This is a genomic window from Faecalibacterium sp. An58 (assembly GCF_002161515.1).
In the GTDB taxonomy this organism is placed as follows: Bacteria; Bacillota; Clostridia; order Oscillospirales; family Ruminococcaceae; genus Faecalibacterium; species Faecalibacterium avium.
Genome location: NZ_NFHX01000034.1, coordinates 1 through 19794 on the forward strand (window position 1 = coordinate 1; position 19794 = coordinate 19794).

16 protein-coding genes and 1 pseudogene are annotated in these 19794 nt (G+C 53.8%); 10 read left to right on the top strand and 7 right to left on the bottom strand.

Going from position 1 to position 19794, the window contains the following annotated elements; all coding sequences use genetic code 11:
• The first annotated feature begins 21 nt into the window (after positions 1–21).
• The 7 genes and pseudogenes from B5G12_RS12865 (at position 22) to B5G12_RS12895 (ending at position 5635) form a co-directional block, all read left to right on the top strand.
• Positions 22–906, top strand: coding sequence for a ParB/RepB/Spo0J family partition protein (locus B5G12_RS12865; protein ID WP_087325292.1), 885 nt, complete (start codon positions 22–24; stop codon positions 904–906).
• A gap of 51 nt (positions 907–957) precedes the next feature.
• Entirely contained in the window at positions 958–1401 is a 444-nt protein-coding gene (locus B5G12_RS12870) for a hypothetical protein (RefSeq protein WP_087325294.1), read from the top strand.
• Positions 1402–1494: 93 nt separating this feature from the next.
• Complete coding sequence (locus tag B5G12_RS12875) at positions 1495–1965, top strand: PcfB family protein (protein WP_087325296.1); 471 nt, start codon at positions 1495–1497, stop codon at positions 1963–1965.
• Positions 1962–2486: pseudogene (locus B5G12_RS12880) on the top strand (type IV secretory system conjugative DNA transfer family protein); the annotation flags it as partial. The gene B5G12_RS12875 and the pseudogene B5G12_RS12880, both read left to right, overlap by 4 nt.
• Before the next feature lie 70 nt (positions 2487–2556).
• Complete coding sequence (locus tag B5G12_RS12885) at positions 2557–4962, top strand: recombinase family protein (protein WP_087325299.1); 2406 nt, start codon at positions 2557–2559, stop codon at positions 4960–4962.
• Entirely contained in the window at positions 4959–5339 is a 381-nt protein-coding gene (locus tag B5G12_RS12890; RefSeq protein ID WP_087325301.1) for a TnpV protein, read from the top strand. The genes B5G12_RS12885 and B5G12_RS12890 overlap by 4 nt, the downstream gene beginning before the upstream one ends.
• Before the next feature lie 14 nt (positions 5340–5353).
• Positions 5354–5635 carry a DUF6809 family protein gene (locus tag B5G12_RS12895; protein ID WP_087325303.1) on the top strand — a complete coding sequence of 94 codons (282 nt, stop codon included), beginning with the start codon at positions 5354–5356 and terminating at the stop codon, positions 5633–5635.
• Positions 5636–5753: 118 nt separating this feature from the next.
• Here the strand turns inward: B5G12_RS12895 and B5G12_RS12900 are convergent, their stop codons facing one another.
• The 7 genes from B5G12_RS12900 to B5G12_RS12935 all read right to left on the bottom strand — a co-directional run bounded on the left by B5G12_RS12900 (position 5754) and on the right by B5G12_RS12935 (position 16752).
• Positions 5754–6458: a response regulator gene (locus tag B5G12_RS12900; RefSeq protein WP_087325305.1), complete on the bottom strand. Its 705-nt coding sequence runs from the start codon at positions 6456–6458 to the stop codon at positions 5754–5756.
• Positions 6451–9096: an ATP-binding protein gene (locus B5G12_RS12905; protein WP_087325307.1), complete on the bottom strand. Its 2646-nt coding sequence runs from the start codon at positions 9094–9096 to the stop codon at positions 6451–6453. The genes B5G12_RS12900 and B5G12_RS12905 overlap by 8 nt, the downstream gene beginning before the upstream one ends.
• A 741-nt stretch (positions 9097–9837) precedes the next feature.
• Positions 9838–10497, bottom strand: coding sequence for a potassium-transporting ATPase subunit KdpC (gene kdpC, locus B5G12_RS12915; protein ID WP_087325311.1), 660 nt, complete (start codon positions 10495–10497; stop codon positions 9838–9840).
• A gap of 14 nt (positions 10498–10511) precedes the next feature.
• Positions 10512–12563 (bottom strand): potassium-transporting ATPase subunit KdpB, encoded by a 2052-nt coding sequence (gene kdpB, locus B5G12_RS12920; RefSeq protein ID WP_087325313.1) that lies wholly within the window; start codon positions 12561–12563, stop codon positions 10512–10514.
• A 16-nt stretch (positions 12564–12579) separates the two neighbouring features.
• The gene (locus tag B5G12_RS12925) at positions 12580–14340 is read right to left on the bottom strand and encodes a potassium-transporting ATPase subunit KdpA (RefSeq protein WP_087325314.1); all 1761 of its coding nucleotides are present in this window, start codon (positions 14338–14340) and stop codon (positions 12580–12582) included.
• Positions 14341–14370: 30 nt separating this feature from the next.
• Positions 14371–14448, bottom strand: coding sequence for a K(+)-transporting ATPase subunit F (gene kdpF, locus B5G12_RS15260; RefSeq protein WP_522731448.1), 78 nt, complete (start codon positions 14446–14448; stop codon positions 14371–14373).
• Between the two features lie 333 nt (positions 14449–14781).
• The gene (locus B5G12_RS12935; protein ID WP_242956042.1) at positions 14782–16752 is read right to left on the bottom strand and encodes a DUF4118 domain-containing protein; all 1971 of its coding nucleotides are present in this window, start codon (positions 16750–16752) and stop codon (positions 14782–14784) included.
• Between the two features lie 455 nt (positions 16753–17207).
• Between B5G12_RS12935 and B5G12_RS12940 the strand changes: the two genes are divergently transcribed.
• The 3 genes from B5G12_RS12940 (at position 17208) to B5G12_RS12950 (ending at position 19600) form a co-directional block, all read left to right on the top strand.
• Positions 17208–17513 (top strand): DUF3847 domain-containing protein, encoded by a 306-nt coding sequence (locus tag B5G12_RS12940; RefSeq protein ID WP_087325320.1) that lies wholly within the window; start codon positions 17208–17210, stop codon positions 17511–17513.
• Positions 17514–17782: 269 nt separating this feature from the next.
• Positions 17783–19351, top strand: a complete 1569-nt coding sequence (mobQ, locus tag B5G12_RS12945; RefSeq protein ID WP_087325322.1) for a MobQ family relaxase — start codon at positions 17783–17785, stop codon at positions 19349–19351.
• A 69-nt stretch (positions 19352–19420) separates the two neighbouring features.
• Positions 19421–19600 carry a transposon-encoded TnpW family protein gene (locus tag B5G12_RS12950; protein WP_522731447.1) on the top strand — a complete coding sequence of 60 codons (180 nt, stop codon included), beginning with the start codon at positions 19421–19423 and terminating at the stop codon, positions 19598–19600.
• The last annotated feature ends 194 nt before the right edge of the window (positions 19601–19794 follow it).

Consider the following 19794-nt stretch of genomic DNA (forward strand, 5'->3'; position numbering starts at 1 on the left):
CTTTTCTGTTGGAGGTGATGAATCATTTCAGAGCAAAAAAGCGAAGTTATCTCAACGGAACCCAACCGCGAGCAGATCCAGCAAATCCCCATTACGGACCTGCATCCCTTCAAAAACCATCCGTTCAAGGTGTTGGACGATGAGGCCATGCAGCGGACGGTGGAGAGTGTAGCACAGTTTGGCGTGCTGGCCCCACTCATTGCCCGGCCCCGACCGGAAGGAGGTTACGAGATCATATCGGGGCACCGCCGCCAGCACGCGGCAGAACTGGCAGGGCTGACCACTCTGCCGGTGATTGTGCGCAACATGAGTGACGAGGAAGCTGTAATCAGGATGGTGGACAGCAATTTGCAGCGGGAACACATTCTGCCCAGCGAGAGGGCTTTCGCCTACAAAATGAAGCTGGAAGCAATGAATCATCAGGGAGTTAGAGGCGATTTAACTTGTGGCCAAGTTGGCCACAAGTCTCGTGACCTGATTGCGGCTGAAGCGGGTGATAGTGCTCGCAACGTCCAACGCTTCATCCGCCTCACCAACCTCATCCCGGAACTGCTGGACCTGGTGGACCAAAAGAAAATCTCCTTCAATCCCGCTGTGGAGCTGTCCTATTTGACGGCTACTGAACAGCGGGATTTTTTGGAGGCCATGCAGGATACCCAAAACGCGCCCTCCCTTTCCCAGGCCCAGCGGATCAAGAAGCTGAGCCAGGAGGGCAAATGCACCTACGACGCCATCTTCGACATCATGGGCGAGGAAAAGAAGGCCGAAATGGACCGTGTGACCATCAAAAACGAGGTGTTGCAGAAATACTTCCCCAAATCCTACACGCCCAAGCAAATGCAGGACACCATCATCAAACTGCTGGAGCAGTGGCAGAAAAAGCGCCAGCGCAGCCAGGAACGCTGACCTGCTGGCATAAGTCACAAAACACAAAGAACAAATTTGGAGGAATCGCCTATGAACAAAACGAAACCCACCCTCGCACAGCAGACCTATGAGAAGGTCTGCGCCATCGAGACCATCCTGAACAGCCTGCTGGCAGACAGCAGCACGCCCGTGTCGGAGCGCCCCCTCTATCTGGCAACGGCTGGCCCCGAGATGCCTCTCTCGGTCATCCGACTGGAGGACGCTTCTGACTACCTCCCTTGTTTCGACGAGGCCGATTTGCTGTACGGCATTCCCGGCCTGCCCATCCTGATGAGCTACTGCCCGGAACAGGTCATGGACATTGGAGAGGAATCCTATCTCGTCGGCCCCATGGTCTTTTTCCGCATCGACCGGGACGGCTACACCGTCTCCCTTCAGGTGACGGACTTGTATCAGCTGGCCGAGTTCCTGGAGGAGCACAGCGTCATCCTGATGCAGGGTGGTGAGAGCTTTATCGCCATCCGGCTGGACTGACCATGTGGACGAGCGCAGTATTTTTTGCGGCGGGCGCCTGGTTCGGCTTTTTCATCGCAGCTCTGATGCAGGCTGGAAAGGACGGTGAAACCCATGCAGGAAGATGTGGAGAACAGAACGATCAACTTCGCCATCAGCACCACCAAGCTGACGGGCCGGACGATCCTGGCGGCAGCCCGTAAGTTCTTGCAATGGCGGGCGGGCAAGGTGCACGGCAAACCGGTGGGCAAGCAAAGCGTCAAGCAGCTGCTGCGGCAGGACCAGGGGGCCACCAACATTGAAATCGAGAAAACCGGCATCCGGGATTTCAAGCGGATTTTGGACAAGTACGGTGTGGACTACGCCATTACCAAAAACCATGACGATCCGCCGCGGTATCTGGTTTTCTTCAAGGCGCGGGATGCCGATACCCTGACTGCCGCCTTCAAGGATTACTCCGCCAAGCTGGTCCAGAAAGAAAAACGCCCCAGTGTTCTGGAGCGCCTGCAACAGTTCAAGGCCCTGGCTGCTGAGCTGGTGCCTGGCAAGATGCGGGAAAAGAAACAGGAGCGTGCCGGCCGATGAACCGAAACACCAAACGCCTTGTGCTCCTGAACCTGCCCTATGTCCTGATGGGCCTTTATGCTACCAATCTGGGCCTGGCCTGGCGGCTGGCCGTCGGGACTGACTTTTCTGAAAAGATGCAGTCTCTGATGACCGTTCTGCCGGATGCGTTGGGCCGTATCGTGCCCAGCTTCCACCCGCTGGATTTGATTGTTGGCCTGTGCTGCGGCGCGGGGCTGCGGCTGGCGGTGTATCTCAAAGGCAAAAACGCCAAGAAGTACCGCCACGGCAGCGAGTACGGCTCGGCCCGTTGGGGCAACGCCAAAGACATCGAGCCGTATGTGGCCCCCAAGTTTGAGGACAACATCATCCTGACCCAGACCGAACGTCTTACCATGTCCAGCCGCCCCAAAGCCCCCAAGACAGCCCGGAATAAAAACGTCCTGATCGTAGGCGGTTCCGGCAGCGGCAAAACGAGATTTTGGATCAAGCCCAATCTCCTGCAAATGCATAGTTCCTATGTTCTTACCGACCCAAAGGGCTATACTTGGGTGGGATAGAGAAAAGGAACGTCACACAAAGAAAAGCCAACAAGGAAAGGAGGTGAAAACCGTGGCCAGAAGCGAAGATATCAAGATTACCGCTCTATATGAAAGACTATCCCGGGATGACGAGCAGGTGGGTGAATCCAACAGCATCCAGAACCAGAAGATGTACCTGGAGGAGTACGCCCGGCAGCATGGACTGCGGAATATCCGCCACTTTTGGGACGATGGCTATACCGGCACCAACTTCAACCGCCCCGGCTTCAACGCCCTTTTGAGCGAGATTGAGGCGGGCCATGTGGCAACCCTGATTGTCAAAGACCTGAGCCGGTTCGGACGGAACTACCTGCAGGTGGGCTACTATACCGAGGTCGTTTTCCCCAAGAAGGGTGTCCGCTTCATCGCCATCAACAACAGCGTGGACAGTGCGAAGCCCTCTGACAATGACTACACCCCGTTCCTTAACATCATGAACGAGTGGTACGCCAAGGACACCAGCAACAAGATCAAGGCAGTGTTCAAGGCCCGGATGAAGAAAGGAATGCGGTGCAGCGGCTCTATCCCTTACGGTTACAAGAGGACTAAAGAGGACAAGCAGCTGCTTCTTGTGGATGAACCGGCCGCCGAGGTTGTCCGAAAGATTTATCGCCTGGCCTGCCAGGGATTGGGAACGACAACCATTGCCGCGCAGCTGTCAGCGGAGAAGGTTCTGATTCCATCTGCTTATGCCGCCAAATACTTCCCTGAGAATTGCAGACACGGCGAAATGGCAGACCCCTACCATTGGACAGCCACCACCGTGGGCTACATCCTGGACCGGCAGGAATACCTGGGGCATACAGTGCTGGGCAAGTCCATCTGCGAGAACTTCAAGACCAAGCAGCGCCGGGCCGCTACCGCCGACGAGCTGATGATCTTTCCCAATACCCATGAGGCCATTGTGGATCAGGATACCTGGGACATTGCCCACAAACTGCGGGTACGGAAACGGCCCAAAGCAGCCAACGGGACCTACACCCACCGTCTGTCTGGCTTGATCTACTGCGCAGATTGTGGGGCAAGAATGGGTTTCTGTGGTTCAGACGGAGGCCGGGATGGAAAGCACTACGATTCCTCCTCCGCCTTCCAGTGTGGGAACTACCGCAGCACCACCAACCAATGTGCCTCCCATTTTGTCCGAGCTTCGGTTCTGGAAACGGTGATCCTGAAAGCAATTCAGGCTGTCAGCCGGTATGCTCTGGAAAACGAGGCGGAGTTTGTAGCCGATCTCAAGAGCATCTGGGACGAGAGCAAGACCAAGAGTGAGGATACCGGCCAGCACGAGCTGGAAGAAGCCAGAAAACGGGTAGATGAACTGGACGCCATGATTCAGAATCTGTACGAGAGTTCCATAAAGGGCCTACTGCCGGAGCGGCAGGCCCAGCGGATGATCCAGCAGTACGATGAAGAACAAATCCTTCTGGAACGCCGGATGCAGGAACTGGAAACCCAGATTCAGCAGGAGGTAATCAAGAAGGCAGATACCGAGCGGTTTCTGGCCCTGGTCAAAAAGTACCGAGACTGTCATGAGCTGACGGACGCCATGCTCTATTCTTTTATTGACCGGGTCGAGGTACATGAAGCCACCGGGGGCCGCACCATCTACCGCAAGCAGAACATTGACATTTACTTCAACTTCATTGGCAGCTACTACCCGCCCTGTGAAACCGTCTCGGAGGAAGATCGAATCGCTGCCATTGATGCAGAACAGCTTCGCAAGAAACAGGAAAAGGGCAAGCGAGCCAGCGAACGCCAGCAGCAGAAGCTGAAAGCCCTGCGGGAGGCAGCGAAAGCCGGGGACCCTGAAGCAGTGGCCAAGTACGAGGAACATCTCCGCAAACAGCGGGAGCGCAACCACAGATACCGCCAGCAAGTACAGCAAGCCAGAGCAGCCGACCCGGAGTATCTGCGGCAGCTGGATGAAAAGGAGCGGCTCAAACAGGAAAGGCTTCTGGAAAAAGAACGCAAGCGGTCAGAGCGGTCTGCCCAGCGGGCTAAGCTGACACGGGCAGAACTCAAAGAAAAGGCCAAGACCGACCCGGAAGCCGCTGCAAAGTGGACCGCTTTAAAGGCTAGAGAGGCCGAAGCCCGGCAGCGGAAAAAGGAACGGGAAGAAGCCCGGATGGCAGCAGACCCAGCGTATGCCGCCATGATTGCAGAGCGCAAGGCCGAATATGAACGCACCAGGACAGCCAAACGCAAGGCCGAACACGATGCCCTGGTGGAACGGGCCAAGACAGACCCCGAAGCCGCCCGGCAGCTGGCAGAACACAGAAAGTACCAGAGCGAGGCCTCTGTGAGAAGCTACCAGAAGATGAAAGCAGCCGCAGAAGCCGGAGACCCGGAGGCCGTCAAACGATACGAAGCCCACCTTGCCAAGCGCAGGGAGGACTACCACAAAAAGAAAGAACAACAGGAGGCGATTTCAGCATGAAGCTCGAACCGAAAGTCCATGACAACAGGAACCATCTGGATTATGTCCTGACGGACCATTATTATCTCCCGGCGCTGAGGCTGCCGGAAGATAGGCGCCCCATCGGCCGCTGGGGCCGATTACATAAAGAATACCTGAAAAATTACCGTCCTCTCCTTTATCAAGCGCTGCTTCTGTCCGGGAAACTGTATACCATTCTGGCTGACCTGGATGAACAGGCCGCCGAACGGTGCCGCCTGATTGTCCAGCAGATGGCCCAGGCCGAGGGCATCACTGAGGAACTGAAAGCAGCCGATCCGGTACGCTGGATGCAGGCCATGAACTCCATCCGCAGCCGGGCCGAGGAGATTATCCAGACTGAGATGATCTATTGTTAAAGGAGGGCAGTACGATGATTCTGGAAGCGATTTATAACGGGAACTTTTATCCCAGCGAAACCGTTGTACCGAAGTCTGAAAAATACCGGAACGCACTGAAAGCCTGCGAGAAGATTATGGACCGGCTGACCGAAAAATTGAGCAAAGAAGATTACGATTTAGTAGAAGAACTCCAGGATCAGGCTTCCATCGCCCAGTGCGAGGAGAACGAGCGCCACTTCAAGGTTGGCTTCTCGGCGGGGCTGCTGGTGCAGCAGGAAGCGGTGGAGCAGGTCAAGAAGATCAATGACAAATGAAACAGCGGCAGGCGTCCGGTTGGACGATCCTGCCGCTGTTTCATTTATAAAAAAGTTGAGATCTGAGGGAGAAACTGGACCACCCGAAAGGCAAAAAAGCTTTTACCGATGTGCCTTCTCAAGAATCCACTTTCATCATGCGATATCCAACGCCAATGTGTGTTTGGATATATTGGGGAGAACCCGGCTCTTTTTCCAACTTTTTGCGTAGAGTGGCCATAAATACACGCAATGAAGCTACATCATTTTCCCAGCTTCTTCCCCAGATCTGCTGTGTGATATACGTGTGAGTCAGTACTTTTCCTACGTTTTTGCATAACAGACAGAGCAGCTTGTATTCACTGGGAGTCAAGTGAAGCTCCTGCCCGTCCAGAAAAGCACAGCCTGCTGCATAATCTACCTTTAACTTGCCATTGGTAAAGACAGAATCTATATTGGTCGAGCCGGCCTGCAATGCGGTCAGCCGCCGCTGAATGACCCGGAGCCTTGCAAGCAGTTCTTCTACAGAAAAGGGTTTGGTCAGGTAATCATCGGCACCAGCGTCCAGGGCTTCGATTTTATCTGTATCCTCGCTCCGGGCGCTGATGACAATAATTGGGACATTGGACCAGGAACGAACTTTGTGGATCACTTCCACACCATCCACATCCGGCAGTCCCAGATCCAGCAGGATGATTTCCGGGTTGTGGGAGGAAGCCTCCAGCACCGCGGACTCTCCGTTTGCTGCAGTCAAAAAGCGGTAATCGTGAGCTTTTAAAGTTGTGGTTATCAGGTTGCGAACGGGAATGTCGTCCTCGACCACCAAAATCAAAGGTTTATTCATGTAATTCAACCTCCCCGGCTGGTACAGAAAATGTAAAGACAGATCCATGGGGCAGATGATCGGTCACGGTGATTTCTCCTCCATGCGCATTGACGATGGATTTGCACAGTGCCAGACCCAGTCCCATGCTGCGGCGGCTGTCAACAATTTGGTTGGATACAGTATAAAACATCTCAAAAACGTGCGGTTTGGCCTGGTCGGGAATGCCCGGCCCGTTGTCCGCCACTGAAATATAAATAAAGTCCCCCTTGCGGTTCCACTCGATAGTGATGTCAGATCCCGGGGGCGTATACTTGATGGCATTGTCGATGATGTTGATCAGAACCTGAACAATCAGCTTGGCGTCGATCTGCGCCAGAAGGTATTCGTCACTGTTTTGCACATGCAGGTGATATTCCACACTTTTCCGGTTGATGTGGCGCAGCGCTTCTGCTACGACCTCGTCCACCAACTCCGTTGACATGTGCAGATTCATCCGGCCTTCTTCCAGCCGGCTGACCGACAGAAGATTTTCCACCAGGTTGATGAGCCACATGGCATCATCGTAGATGTCAGTATACATTTGCTTCTTGGTCTTGTCGTCAAACAAATCTCCGTTGGAGAGTAGGTTGCTGGCGTTTCCGGAAATGGAAGTAAGAGGGGTACGCAGATCGTGAGAAATAGATCGAAGCAAATTGGCGCGGAGCTGTTCATTTTTGGCCAGAACCGCAGCAGCTTCTTTTTCCTCCAGGTTCTTTTGGCTTTCAAGAGCCAGGGCGCATTCGCCTAGAACGGAAAGTAGAACACTGGTCTCAAAGGAATCCAGAGGATTGTCCGATGTGGCAATGCCCACCACGGCGTAGACCTGGTCTCCTTTCCGAACGGACAGATAGGTGCAGCAGGAATCAGAAAAAGTTTCCGTTCCCGCGCCGGCTCTTTTGTTGTTGGTTACAACCCACTGGGCTACCTCACGCTCCTTTTCCGAGGTATAACGATCGGTGGAAGCTGTGTCATCCATAAGAAAGATTTCAGAGGCTGTGAGCTTTTCCTGCTGGATGCGGTATACGATAATATCGCGCTGAAACATCTTTAGCAGCTGCTTTGCGGTGACTGAAAGAATTTCTTCCTGCGTTCGGGCTTTTTGAAGTGTCTGATTGGTTTCAAAGAGAAGTTTGGTGCGCCATGCCACCTGGGCCGACCGTTTGGCGTGGGACTTCAGCTTGGAGGCTAGAGATCCGGTCAACAGGGAAACAAGGAACATGACGAGAAAGGTGACCGGGTAGCCGCTCCCATAGACATGCAGAGAAAATCTGGGGTTTGTGAAACAGAAATTAAAGGTGAGCACGCTGAAAACAGCGGCAAAAAAGCTGCAGATGGAACTCTTTGTGGACACGGAAACAAGCAAGACCCCCAAAAGATAGAGGGCAATGATATTGGCATCTGTGAAGCCCAGCTCATAAAACAGAAAGCCGATGAGAGTGGTGGAAACAAGGATTACCGCGCTCTTAAACAGATCCAGAAGAGACAAGGACGGCAGATGCACAGTCTCCCGGTATCGAGTGGAGAGCAAATGGTTCATTCCGTTGTCGGGAATGATGTGAATATCCAGCTCCGGCGTGAGATCAATCAGTCGGTCGGTCAGAGATGCCTTGTGAAACCAGGGGCGGGAAGGAAATCCACTGCGGCCCAGCACGATTTTTGTGACCCCGGACAAATGGGAAAATTCGGAAATCTGATAGGCTACATCGTCGCCATATACGGTTTCGACGGATGCGCCCAGCTGCTGTGCCAGATGGATATTGGCCCGAAGGCGCTCTTTATCCGGCGGAGACATCCATTGGAAGTCTTTCGTTTCCACAAACAGTGCGGTTAACTCACATTTGAATGCGCTGGCCATACGCGCGGCAGTACGGATGATTTTTTCATTGGAGGGAGAAGAAGAAAGGCATACCAGAATATGTTCGTGGGAGCGATAGCCTGTCCCATTTTGCCCGGACTGGGTATACAGGGCCACCCGATCTGCGCAGCGGCGCAGACCAATTTCCCTCAGGGCGCTCAGCTGTGCGAGGGAATAGCCGGAAAGCAGGCCGACCTTTTTCTGCTGCAACAGGCGCTGCTGGAGCTGCTCTGGTTCGATGTCAACAAATTCTACCCGCGCCGCCCGATCAAACACCCGGTCGGGGATTCGCTCGGATATGGAAGCGCCCAGAATAGACAAAACCGTATCCTGGAGGCTTTCAATGTGCTGCACATCCAGCGTCGTATAGACGTCGATGCCCGCTTTCAGCAATTCTTCTATATCCTGATAACGTTTCCGGTGGCGGGATTCGCCCAGGTTGGTGTGGGAAAGATCGTCAATCACAATCAGCTGCGGCAGCCTTTTGATGCAGGCGTCCAAATCCAGTTCGGATTCTGTGTGCCCATCCTGTGCAACCGTTTTGCAGTGTACTGTCTCAAAATCTTCGGCCAGCGGCGGGTCAGACGGCCATGCATCAAAGGATAACAGTCCAATCACCACGTCCTGCCCTTCCCGCTTGGCCGCTCTGGCGGCTTCCAACATGGCATGTCTTTTTCCGGCGCCGCAAAAATAGCTGGCAAAAATAGTCAGTTTGCCGGGCGCCTTTCTTGCAACTTGATCGGATAATGCGGGAGCATGCATCACCTTGTCCTCCTTTCATTCCAGTGTATTATAACATACTTTTAGATGATTGCCTGCAAAGTTGACGAATCGATTCAGTAAATGGCACAGATGCTCCGCCGCCCTCTCATGAAATACCTTTCGTTCCGACTGCCGCATCCTTGATGGCTCATCATCTTTCGAGAGTCTTTCAACAACGTCATTATCCATTTCTCATCTAAAGGAGGCGTTAATCTGTTAAGACAGACATTAAGATGACATTAAGACAGAGAACTCCTGCTTGTTTGAAGTCGCTTTGAGTATTGGTGGCTTTTTCTGTACAACAACTGTAGGTAAGAGCTCACAAAATCCATTTTTTGGTCAAACACTTTATGAAACCATTCACATCCAGCCGAACAGGAACGCCAGGGACAGGGCAACAGCGGTGGTGCATACACAAACCGCGGCCATCGTGAAAAGGGGCAGTCCAATATAAATCAGGAACAGCTTAAACCCCTGGTGACAGAGCAGGAAATTTTCAATCCGGGCGTCTATCCGGCTTTCACAACAAGAGATGCATTTTATACGTGTGAACATATCGATCTCCTCCTTACGGCTCTATCATAGCGCACAGGGACTAAAACTGGAGAAAAGATTGTCGGGATGGGATTAAAACCAAATAAAAGGCCGCCGGCCCGCCTGATGTACAGGAGAGCCGGTGACCTTTTTGCATCAAAGAAAATGGTATGTGCGCTATGCCGGAAAATCCGCAGGGGAGGGGAATTACGCAAGGCCCATTGCTTTGGCAATGTCCAGGTTGACACCCAGAACGTTGACGGTCTCTTCGCCAAAAATACCAAGCAGTTTTCCCTCTGTGTTGTTCTCCACAATCTGCTCAAGTTCCTCCTGGCTGAGGCCGGAAGCGGCTGCCAGGGCAGGAATTTGAATCCGGGCCGATGCAGGGGTGATATGCGGGTCCAGCCCGGAGCCAGAAGCGGTTACCAGATCGGCAGGGATATCCTCCCGTTTAACCTCCGGGTTTGCCTCCAGAAAAGCCTCGATGTCTGCTTCGACCCGCTGGGTCAGAGCAGGATTGGAGGGCGCGTAGTTGTTGGAACCGGAACCAATCCCGGCGAACGGGGTGCCGTCACTGTAGTACCGGTTGCCCTGTTCGTCCTGGTAGTAGGTGTTGTAGTGGTAAGCGGAAGGGCGCCCCTTCATGAAATAGGGCTTGGTGAACTCCTGGCCCACATGGGCGGACCCCACCGCCTGGCCGTAGGAATAGACCAGACTGCCATTGGCCTGACTGGGAAAGAGAACCGCAGAAATCCCGCTGAGCAGGACCGGAAACACAAAGCCGCAGAGCAGCAGCAGGATCAGTGCCATCACCAAAGACTGACGCAGGCTGTGAAAAAAGGTATTCTTATAGGTTACTTCGTCCATCGTAAGGAGCCTCCTCAGATATGCAGTGCGGCCAGAATCGGGGCAATCAGAGTGTCGATGATTTTGATGCCGACAAAGGGGGTGACCACACCGCCCAGACCGTAGATCATCATGTTCCGGGCCAGCATTTTGCCGGAAGACATGGGGCGGTACTTGACGCCCTTCATGGCCAGAGGAATCAGGCAGGGAATGATGATTGCGTTGAAAATCAGGGCCGACAGGATAGCGCTGTTCTGGGTGCTCAGGTGCATGATGTTCAGGACACCCAGCTGGGGAATCGCCGCCATAAACATGGCCGGAATGATTGCAAAATACTTTGCAATATCGTTCGCAATGGAGAAGGTGGTGAGGGAGCCGCGGGTGATGAGCAGCTGCTTGCCGATCTCCACCACTTCCAGAATTTTGGTGGGGTCAGAGTCCAGATCCACCATGTTGGCGGCTTCCTTGGCTGCGGTGGTGCCGGAGTTCATGGCCAGACCCACATTGGCCTGGGCAAGGGCGGGGGCGTCGTTGGTGCCGTCGCCGGTCATGGCAACGATTTTTCCCTCGGCCTGCTCTTTTTTGATGACGCGAATCTTGTCCTCGGGCTTGCACTCGGCAATAAAACCGTCCACCCCGGCTTCCTTTGCAATGGTGGCTGCGGTCAGGGGATTGTCGCCGGTGCACATGATGGTTTTGATGCCGATGGCGCGCAGACGCTCAAAACGCTCTGCCATGCCGGGCTTGACGGTGTCTTTCAGGTAAATAACGCCCAGAATCTGGTTGTTCTGGCACACGACCAGGGGCGTGCCGCCCAGAGAAGAAACTTTCTCTACATGGGTGCGCAGGTCAGCAGGGACTTTTCCGCCCTGCGCCGTAATATACTGCTCGATGGCGTCCGAAGCGCCCTTGCGGACCCGGGTGCCGTCGGGCAGGTCCACGCCGCTCATGCGGGTCTGGGCGGTGAACTCTACAAAGGAAGAACCGGGAATCTCCTGGCTGTTGTCTCCCAGACGGCGAGCCAGTTCCAGCGTGGATTTTCCCTCGGGGGTCTCGTCGTGAAGACTGGTCAGAGCTGCACAGCGAATCAGCTCGCTGCGGCTTGCCCCCTCCACGGGGAAGAAGTCGGCAGCCAGACGGTTGCCAAAGGTGATGGTGCCCGTTTTGTCCAGAATCATGGTGTCCACGTCGCCACAGGCCTCCACGGCCTTGCCGGACATGGCGATCACATTGAACCGGGTGACGCGGTCCATACCGGCGATGCCGATGGCGGACAGCAGGCCGCCGATGGTGGTGGGAATCAGACAAACCATCAGGGCGATCAGGGTGGACAGCGGCAGCTGAACCCCGCAATACATTCCGATGGGGTACAGGGTGACAATGACAATCAGAAAAATGATGGTCAAGGAGACCAGAAGGGTGCTCAGGGCGATTTCGTTGGGGGTCTTTTTCCGGGAGGCGCCTTCCACCAGAGCGATCATGCGGTCCAGAAAGCTGTTGCCGGGATCGGAGGTGATCTGGATTTTCAGCCAGTCGGACACCACCGTGGTGCCGCCGGTCACTGAGCAGAAGTCGCCGCCGCTCTCACGGACGACGGGGGCGGATTCTCCAGTGATGGCCGACTCATCCACCGAGGCAATACCCTCGATGACCTCGCCGTCGCCGGGAATGACCTCTCCGGCCGATACCATCACGATGTCGCCCTTTTTCAGCTCGCTGGAGGAAATCAGGGTCTCGCTGCCGTCCGGACGCAGCAGGTGAGCCTGGGTGTCCTTCTGGGTCTTTTTCAGGCTGGCGGCCTGGGCTTTGCCCCGGCCCTCCGCTACAGATTCTGCAAAGTTGGCGAACAGTACCGTAATCAGCAGAATGATGGAAACAATCAAGTTGTAAGTACGCAGGCCGGTGTCGCCTTCGCCGAACAGCCCCGGCATGATTGTCAGCAGCAGTGTAATGAAGAAGCCGGTTTCCACGACGAACATAACCGGGTTCTTAATCATATACCGGGGGTCCAGCTTTTTTACCGAGCCGATGAACGCCTGTTTGAGGATTTCACCGGTCAGCAGCTTTTTGTTTTGTTTCTTGCTCATATTACGAATATCCTCCTTAGCCCCAGAGGGTCAAATGCTCGGCAATGGGGCCCAGAGCCAGCGCCGGGAAGAAGGTCAACGCGGCAAAGATATACACCACGAACACAAGAATCACTGCAAAGCTCGCCGTGCTGGTTTGCAGTGTGCCGGCAGACTCGTTGATATAGTTTTTCTTCATCAGGGAGCCGGCGATGGCCAGTTGAATCACAATGGGCAGATACCGCCCCAGGAACATGACGATGCCGGTGGTCATGTTCCAGAAGTAGGAGTTGTCCGCCAGCCCTTCAAAACCGGAGCCGTTGTTCGCCGCAGAGGAGGCGTATTCATACAGCACCTGGCTCAGGCCGTGGAAACCGGGATTGGTAACGCCGGCCTGCCCGGCGGATGTCGTCACCGCCAGGGCAGTAAAGGACAGGATCAGCAGGGGATGGATGATGATGGCCAGTGCCGTCAGCTTCATTTCGCGTCCCTCGATCTTCTTGCCCAGATATTCGGGGGTGCGGCCCACCATCAGCCCGCAGATGAACACCGCCAGGATGGCGTACAGAATCATGTTCATGAGGCCCACGCCCTTGCCGCCAAAGACACAGTTGAGCATCATGTGCAGCATCGGCACCATTCCGCCCAACGGCGTCAGGGTGTCGTGCATGTTGTTGACGGTGCCTGTGGTGAAGGATGTTGTTACGGTGGTAAACAGAGCGGATTGGGCGATGCCGAAGCGGACTTCCTTGCCCTCCATGCTGCCTGCGGACTGGTTGAGGCCGATCTCCGCCAGAGCCGGGTTGCCCTGCAGCTCAGCCCAGTAGCAAAGGCTCAGGCCAACCAGGAACAAAATTCCCATGGCCAAAAAGATGCTGCGGCCTTCTTTGCCCAGCAGCCGGGCCGTGATGCCTTCCGGATGGGCGGACAGCATATTTTCCCGGGTCGAGTCCTTCTGATTCTGGAGACGTCCGTCACCCACCATCTTGCCGAAGGTGATGACACAGGCGCCGGGCAGCAGCATCATGGAATACAGTTCAATCAGGTTGGACAGGATGGTGGGGTTCTCCATGGGGGTGGCGGAGTTGGCGCCGAAGAAGCCGCCGCCGTTGGTGCCCAGGTGCTTGATGATTTCAAGCGCCGCCACCGGCCCCATCCCCAAAACCTGATACGTGCCTTCCAGGGTCTGCACCACGACATTCTCCGAGAAATTCTGCGGCACACCCTGCCATACCAGCAGCAGCCCGCCCACCAGGGAGAAGGGCAGCAGCACGCGGGTGGTGATGCGAACCAGATCGGCAAAGAAGTTGCCTACATGATCTTTTGTCTTGCCGGCCAGGCCGCGGATGAACGCGACACAGGCGGCATAGCCGCTGGCTGCGGAAACAAACATCATAAAGATGATGACCAGCATCTGGGAGAGGTAGCTCAGGCCGCTTTCGCCGGAGTAGTGCTGCAGGTTGGTGTTGGTCATAAAACTAATGATGGTATTAAAGGCCAGGTCCGACTTCATGCCCTGAATCCCGTTGGGATTCAGAAGGGGAATGCTCTGGATGCGGAGAATCACATAGCCAACAGCCATCATCACCGCGTTGGTGCCCAGCAGGGCCAGGGCGTACTGTTTCCAGTTCATGCCCTTTTGAGGGTCCACGCCGCCCAGCTTGTAAATGACCCCGTCGACCCGATCCATAACGGGGTCGGCAAAGGTGTGTTTTCCTGCGGCGATATGATAAAGATACCGCCCCACTGGAATAACAAGGATCAAATAAATGATGCATGTCAGGACCAGCTGTACCATACAAAAACCTCCTATACAGTGTCCTCGATCTTAAAACCGATCCGGATGCGCCAGGGCGTATACCAGATATCCGCCCAGCAGCAAAACAATGACTCCAAGCAAAATCATAAATCTCAACTCCTGTACTTTCTTATTCCTCGGATTCGACCTGCCGCTGGCACCAGTTCGCCAGCAGTACGACAAGGCCAAAACCGGCCAGTATGATTCCGATCATCAAGCAATCCATCATTTCCGGTGCCCCTTTCAACATGGATGAGTCAGCAAAACATCCAATATTTGTTTTGCGCTCCTAGGATAGCGCAGCGGGTCATAAGGCAGGGTTAAGGAAGATGGCGCGGCATTAAGAAGAAATGAAGATCCTGTCTTTCCCTCCGGATGGGAGCAATCCCGCTTCCTGTGAAAGCGGCGGGGGAAAAGGGGATTTTTCCGGCTGTTTTGGAGTCATGGCACCTCTTTGCCGCGCTCTTCCTGCAGTCGGATGCGCTCCTGGCTCAGGCCGCACTCGTTTAGAATGGCAATAAGAAGGTTTTTTTCAAAGGCGTCCGGTATGGAGTAACCTGCAACGGGGACTGCTACAATTCCCATGACCCCTTGCGTCCCCCGGACAGAGAGAAAAAACCATTTGGAATCCGGTAGCGTACTTGTGGTTGCGCCGGCATACTTGTTGTTGGCTTGTACCCACTTGGCCACGCCCATTTCTTCGGTACCCAGCTGGGCCAGGACTTCCTGTGCATCGGACGGCTCCGCCCGGAACGACAAATCTTGTCCGGATTTGCTCAAGGCGTAGAGGATGGGCCGATCAAAAAGCCGGCTCAGCTGTTCTGCCGTCAGACGGAGGCAATCCCATTCGGTGCGTCCCTGCTGCAGTTTTTGGCTGCTTTCCAGGAGAAGTTCTGTGTAATAACTTTTTTGTGCAGCCATGCGTGCCTGGGCTTTGACTCGGCTGGCCAGAGAACTGGCAATGATGCTAGCGGAAAGCATGGTCAGAAAGGTGACGGGATAGTTGGGGTCATTGGCGCGGAAAGTGAAACGGGGCTCTGTAAAAAGAAAGTTGAAGGCGGCAACACTGAAAAGGGATTCTACGGCTCCATACAGGTGACCGTCTGTAGACACCGCCGTAATGAGAACCCCCAAAATGTAAACCGTGATGATATTGGATTCACTGAAACCGGCGTGGTAAAATCCCAATCCGGCCATCGAGGATAGGATCAAAGCCGCCAATGTGATGCAGGCGTCTTTCCCCGTAAAGTGCGATTTAGGAAGGTGGAACTTTCCGAGCGGTTTTTTATAGAGTGGCTGGTGATCCGGAATGATGTAAATGTCCAGATCAGTCAGTGCGATCAGCCGGTCAGCCAGACTCTTTTTTCCGATGAGTGGGTTTTGCTTGTGGTTGATGCGGCCCATCACGATTTTGGTCACGCCGCTGACGCGGGCATATTCCGCAATCTGTACAGCGGGGTCGGTTCCGTAGACGGTGGAAATCTGGGCGCCCAGCTGCTCCGCCAGATGCAAATTGCTGCGCAGGCGTTTCAAGTTGTCACCGGACAACTCTTTGGTCTCCGGCGTCTGCACAAATAGGGCTGTGAATCCGCTGTGGAAGGCTTCTGCCATCCGTGCAGCGGTTCGAATGACTTTTGGATTGGATGGGGAAGAAGACAGACAAATCAAAATATGTTCTCCGGCTTTGGCGCTTTTTTCTCTCCCTTCCTGCAATGCGGTCCGGTTGAGCTGGTCCGCGGTGCGCCGCATGGCAATCTCGCGCAGGGCAGCCAGGTTTTCTACGGTGAAAAAGTTTTGGAGCGCTTGTTTTGCTTGGCGCTCCTGGTATACTTTTCCTGCCTGGAGACGCTTCACCAGCTCATCCGGCTCGATATCTACCAGTTCCACCTGATTGGCCCGGTCAAAGATACGATCGGGGATGCGTTCATGGACCGCAATGCCTGTGATGGAGGATACTAAATCGTTGAGGGACTCCAAATGCTGCACATTGACGGTGGTGTATACATTGATTCCGGCCTGAAGCAGTTCTTCCACATCCTGATACCGCTTTGTGTGCCGGCATCCTGGAGCATTGTTGTGAGCCAATTCATCTACCAGAATGAGCTGGGGCTTGCGCTGAAGGGCCTGATCCAGATCAAATTCTTTGAGCTTGATGCCGCGATAGTCGATTTCTCTGCAGGGCAAAACTTCCAGCCCCTGCAAGAGAGCAAGGGTGTCTGGTCTGGCATGGTGCTCCACGTAGCCTGCTACCACATCAATCCCTTCTTTTTGGGCCTGGTGCGCTGCTTGCAGCATCGCATAGGTTTTGCCGACACCTGCGGCGTATCCAAAAAAGATTTTCAGTTTTCCGGGGAAAATTGTGCTTTTCTGACCGGGAAAGCAATCTGACATCATTTGAGGTGTGTTTTCCATATCCATCATCTCCTGTAATCTCAGTGGATCGGATCCATAGAAAATCGCTATAATCATAGCATGCGGAGCACTATAAAATCATAAAAGATTTTCTATCTACGTTAAGATTGAATGAAGATCAAAATCAATAGAATTCAGCAGATGCAGGAGGACAGAATTTGGATTTTACACGAGCAATGAAGGCTCCTTCTAAACGGGAGATCTATTTTTTATGTTTCAGAGATACAAAACACACAACTCTGCTGAGAAGAGCAAAAAGCTTTCGTATTAAATGATTGGGCAAAGTAAAAAAGAAGATTTTTATCATTTGAAAAAGTGGATATTTTTGTATACGGGTTGCAGTGCAAATGACGCAAGAAGGAGTTCCAGTGTCCCTTGAGAGGCCTGTTGGTGAAGGGCCCTCAAACTCCCGATTTTACCAGGAGTTATGACTTTAATAAAGAAGGTGAAGACTTATGAGCAAAAAACTAGACCGCATGAAATCCCAAAAGGCCCAGGCCGAACAGAAGCTCCGTTACTACCAGCACCAGGAAAAAATGCTGGAGCACCGGATACCAGAGTTGACTCGCAAAGCCCGAACTCATCGCCTCTGCACCCGCGGGGGAATGCTGGAGAGCTTCCTAATCTGCCCCGGAGAGCTAACCGATGACCAGGTAATGGAGCTGCTGAAACTTTCATTTCGTCAGCAGGAGGTTGCGCTGGCCCTGGCAAAGATGATTCACGATTTGCAAGAAGCCCGGAACGTTCCAACCCTATTGTAATAGGGCGCAATTATACACCGTTCCGGTGCAATTGCGGTCTTGCAGACGGCTTGATGAAACCGGTCTGGCGTTCCGTCCGCCATCCCGATTCCATCCCAAGGAAAACTGCATTTTCCTTGCGCTGCTCCGCAGCTATCCTTTTACAGCTCTCGCCCAGGGCCGAAGCGCACTTCGCTCCATCCCTGGACAGAGAGCACAACCGAACATGATTCAAGACCGTTTGTCAGGAGCAATCCTGACGGGCGGTTTTTGTTTTGGAGGTGATATCCATTCCATGTCCGCATTTTCAAATTACCATCACCCAGCGCAGCATGGGCCAGTCGGCGGTGGCAGGTGCCGCCTACCAGAGCGGCGAGAAGCTGTTTTCTGAGTATGACCAGAAAACCAAAAACTACTCTGGCAAGCGTGGCATCTTGTACACGGAAATCATGCTGCCTGCTCACGCTCCGCCGGAATACGCTAACCGGGAAACCCTCTGGAACTCGGTAGAGGCCGCCGAAAAGCAATGGAATGCCCAGCTGGCCCGGCGCTTCGTGCTGGCTCTGCCCAAAGAAGTTCCTCCGGAGCAGTACCCGCAGATGCTCCGGGACTACTGCGAGAAGCAATTTGTTTCCAAGGGGATGATTGCTGACTTCGCCATTCATGATCCGGCCCCGCCCGGACACAATGTTCACTGTCATGTGATGCTGACCCTTCGTGCCATGGACGAACAAGGCAAGTGGCTCCCCAAGAGCCGAAAGGTGTACGACCTGGATGAAAACGGCGAACGCATCCGGCTCCCGTCGGGGAACTGGAAAAGCCACAAGGAGGATACCGTGGATTGGAACGACCAGAAGTATGCGGAGATCTGGCGGCAAGGCTGGGCTGATACCGTCAACCGCTATCTAGAAGCAGCAGATCGGCCAGAGCGGCTAGACTTGCGCTCCTATGAGCGGCAGGGCCTGGATGTGATCCCTACCGTCCACATGGGACCTGCGGTGGTGCAGATGGAGCGGCGAGGCATCCAGACTAATATCGGAAATCTCAACCGGGATATCAAGGCAGCCAACCAGATGCTGTCCGCTATTCGTAAAACCATTCGGGGTCTGCTGGACTGGATTGAAGAACTGGTCCAGGCTGAAAAAGAGCTGCTGAAAGAGGAAGCAGTCGCCACAGACCTTGGGGTGCTTCTCAATGATTATCTGAACCAGAGAAAAGCAGGACGAAGCGATTGGTCCTGGTCCGGGCAGCAGAAGGGCGACCTGAAGGACTTGAAGAATGTGGCAAGGGCTGTTGTCTATCTCCAACAGCATAAGATCTCGACTCTGGAGCAGCTGAACACCGTCCTGTCCGGCGTGAAACAAAAAGCCAGCCAGGCCAGTACCGGTATGCGAAAGGCCGAGAAGCGGATGAAGGACATTGTCGGGATTCAGAATGCCGTTTCAGTTTGCCAGGAACAGAAGCCCATCCATGACAAGTATCTGAAAATCGGCTGGAAGAAGCGGCAGGCCGCATTTGCCGAAAGCCACCAGGAGGAACTGAAAGCCTACAACAAAGCCTACCGCTATTTGAAAGCACAGCACGTTGATCTGAATGTGAATCTGGATGCCCTAGAGGCAGAGTACAGCAAACTGCAATCGGATCACTCAGCCTTTGCCCGACAGCTGGAACAGGTGCAGGCAGATTTGAAGCCGCTGAACGAAGTCCGCTATTGGGTCAGCCAGGTTCTGGGACCGGAAGCATTGGGCAAGGTAGAGAGTAAGCGTTCGGTGGTAGAGCAGCTCCGCCAGGCCGGAAAGCAAGACCCAAAACAGGACACGACATTCCAGAAAGAAAAAGAACAGAAGATGGAACTCTAAGGAACCTGACTTTGAAAGAAGTCAGGTTCTTTTTATTTGGGCTTTTATGGAGAAAGGAGAAATGCAGACATGGAGGAATTAAAGCAGGCTATGACACCACCGCAGGCAAGCCCCGCAGGTATCTTCAGCGTGAAGATTGAGAACACCACCTATGTAGTAGGTGTTCATTTCAGCCAGACCGCAAAAGAGACTTTGGAGGACAAAATGAAGCGTTTGATGCTGGATGATGTTAAAACCGCCAATTTTTGAGGCAAAAATTCGGAAGATATTCCCTCTGAATATCTTGACAACGTCCTCCCCAAAGGCACCACGGTTTTGGAGGTGGGCAACGCCTTTTTGAAGAAAGGCTACCGCATCAAAATCTTCAACACCATCAACTTCAAAAAGTCGATGCATTATAATCCGTTCGTGTATATCCACTCAGAAAAGGACATTTTGAAGCT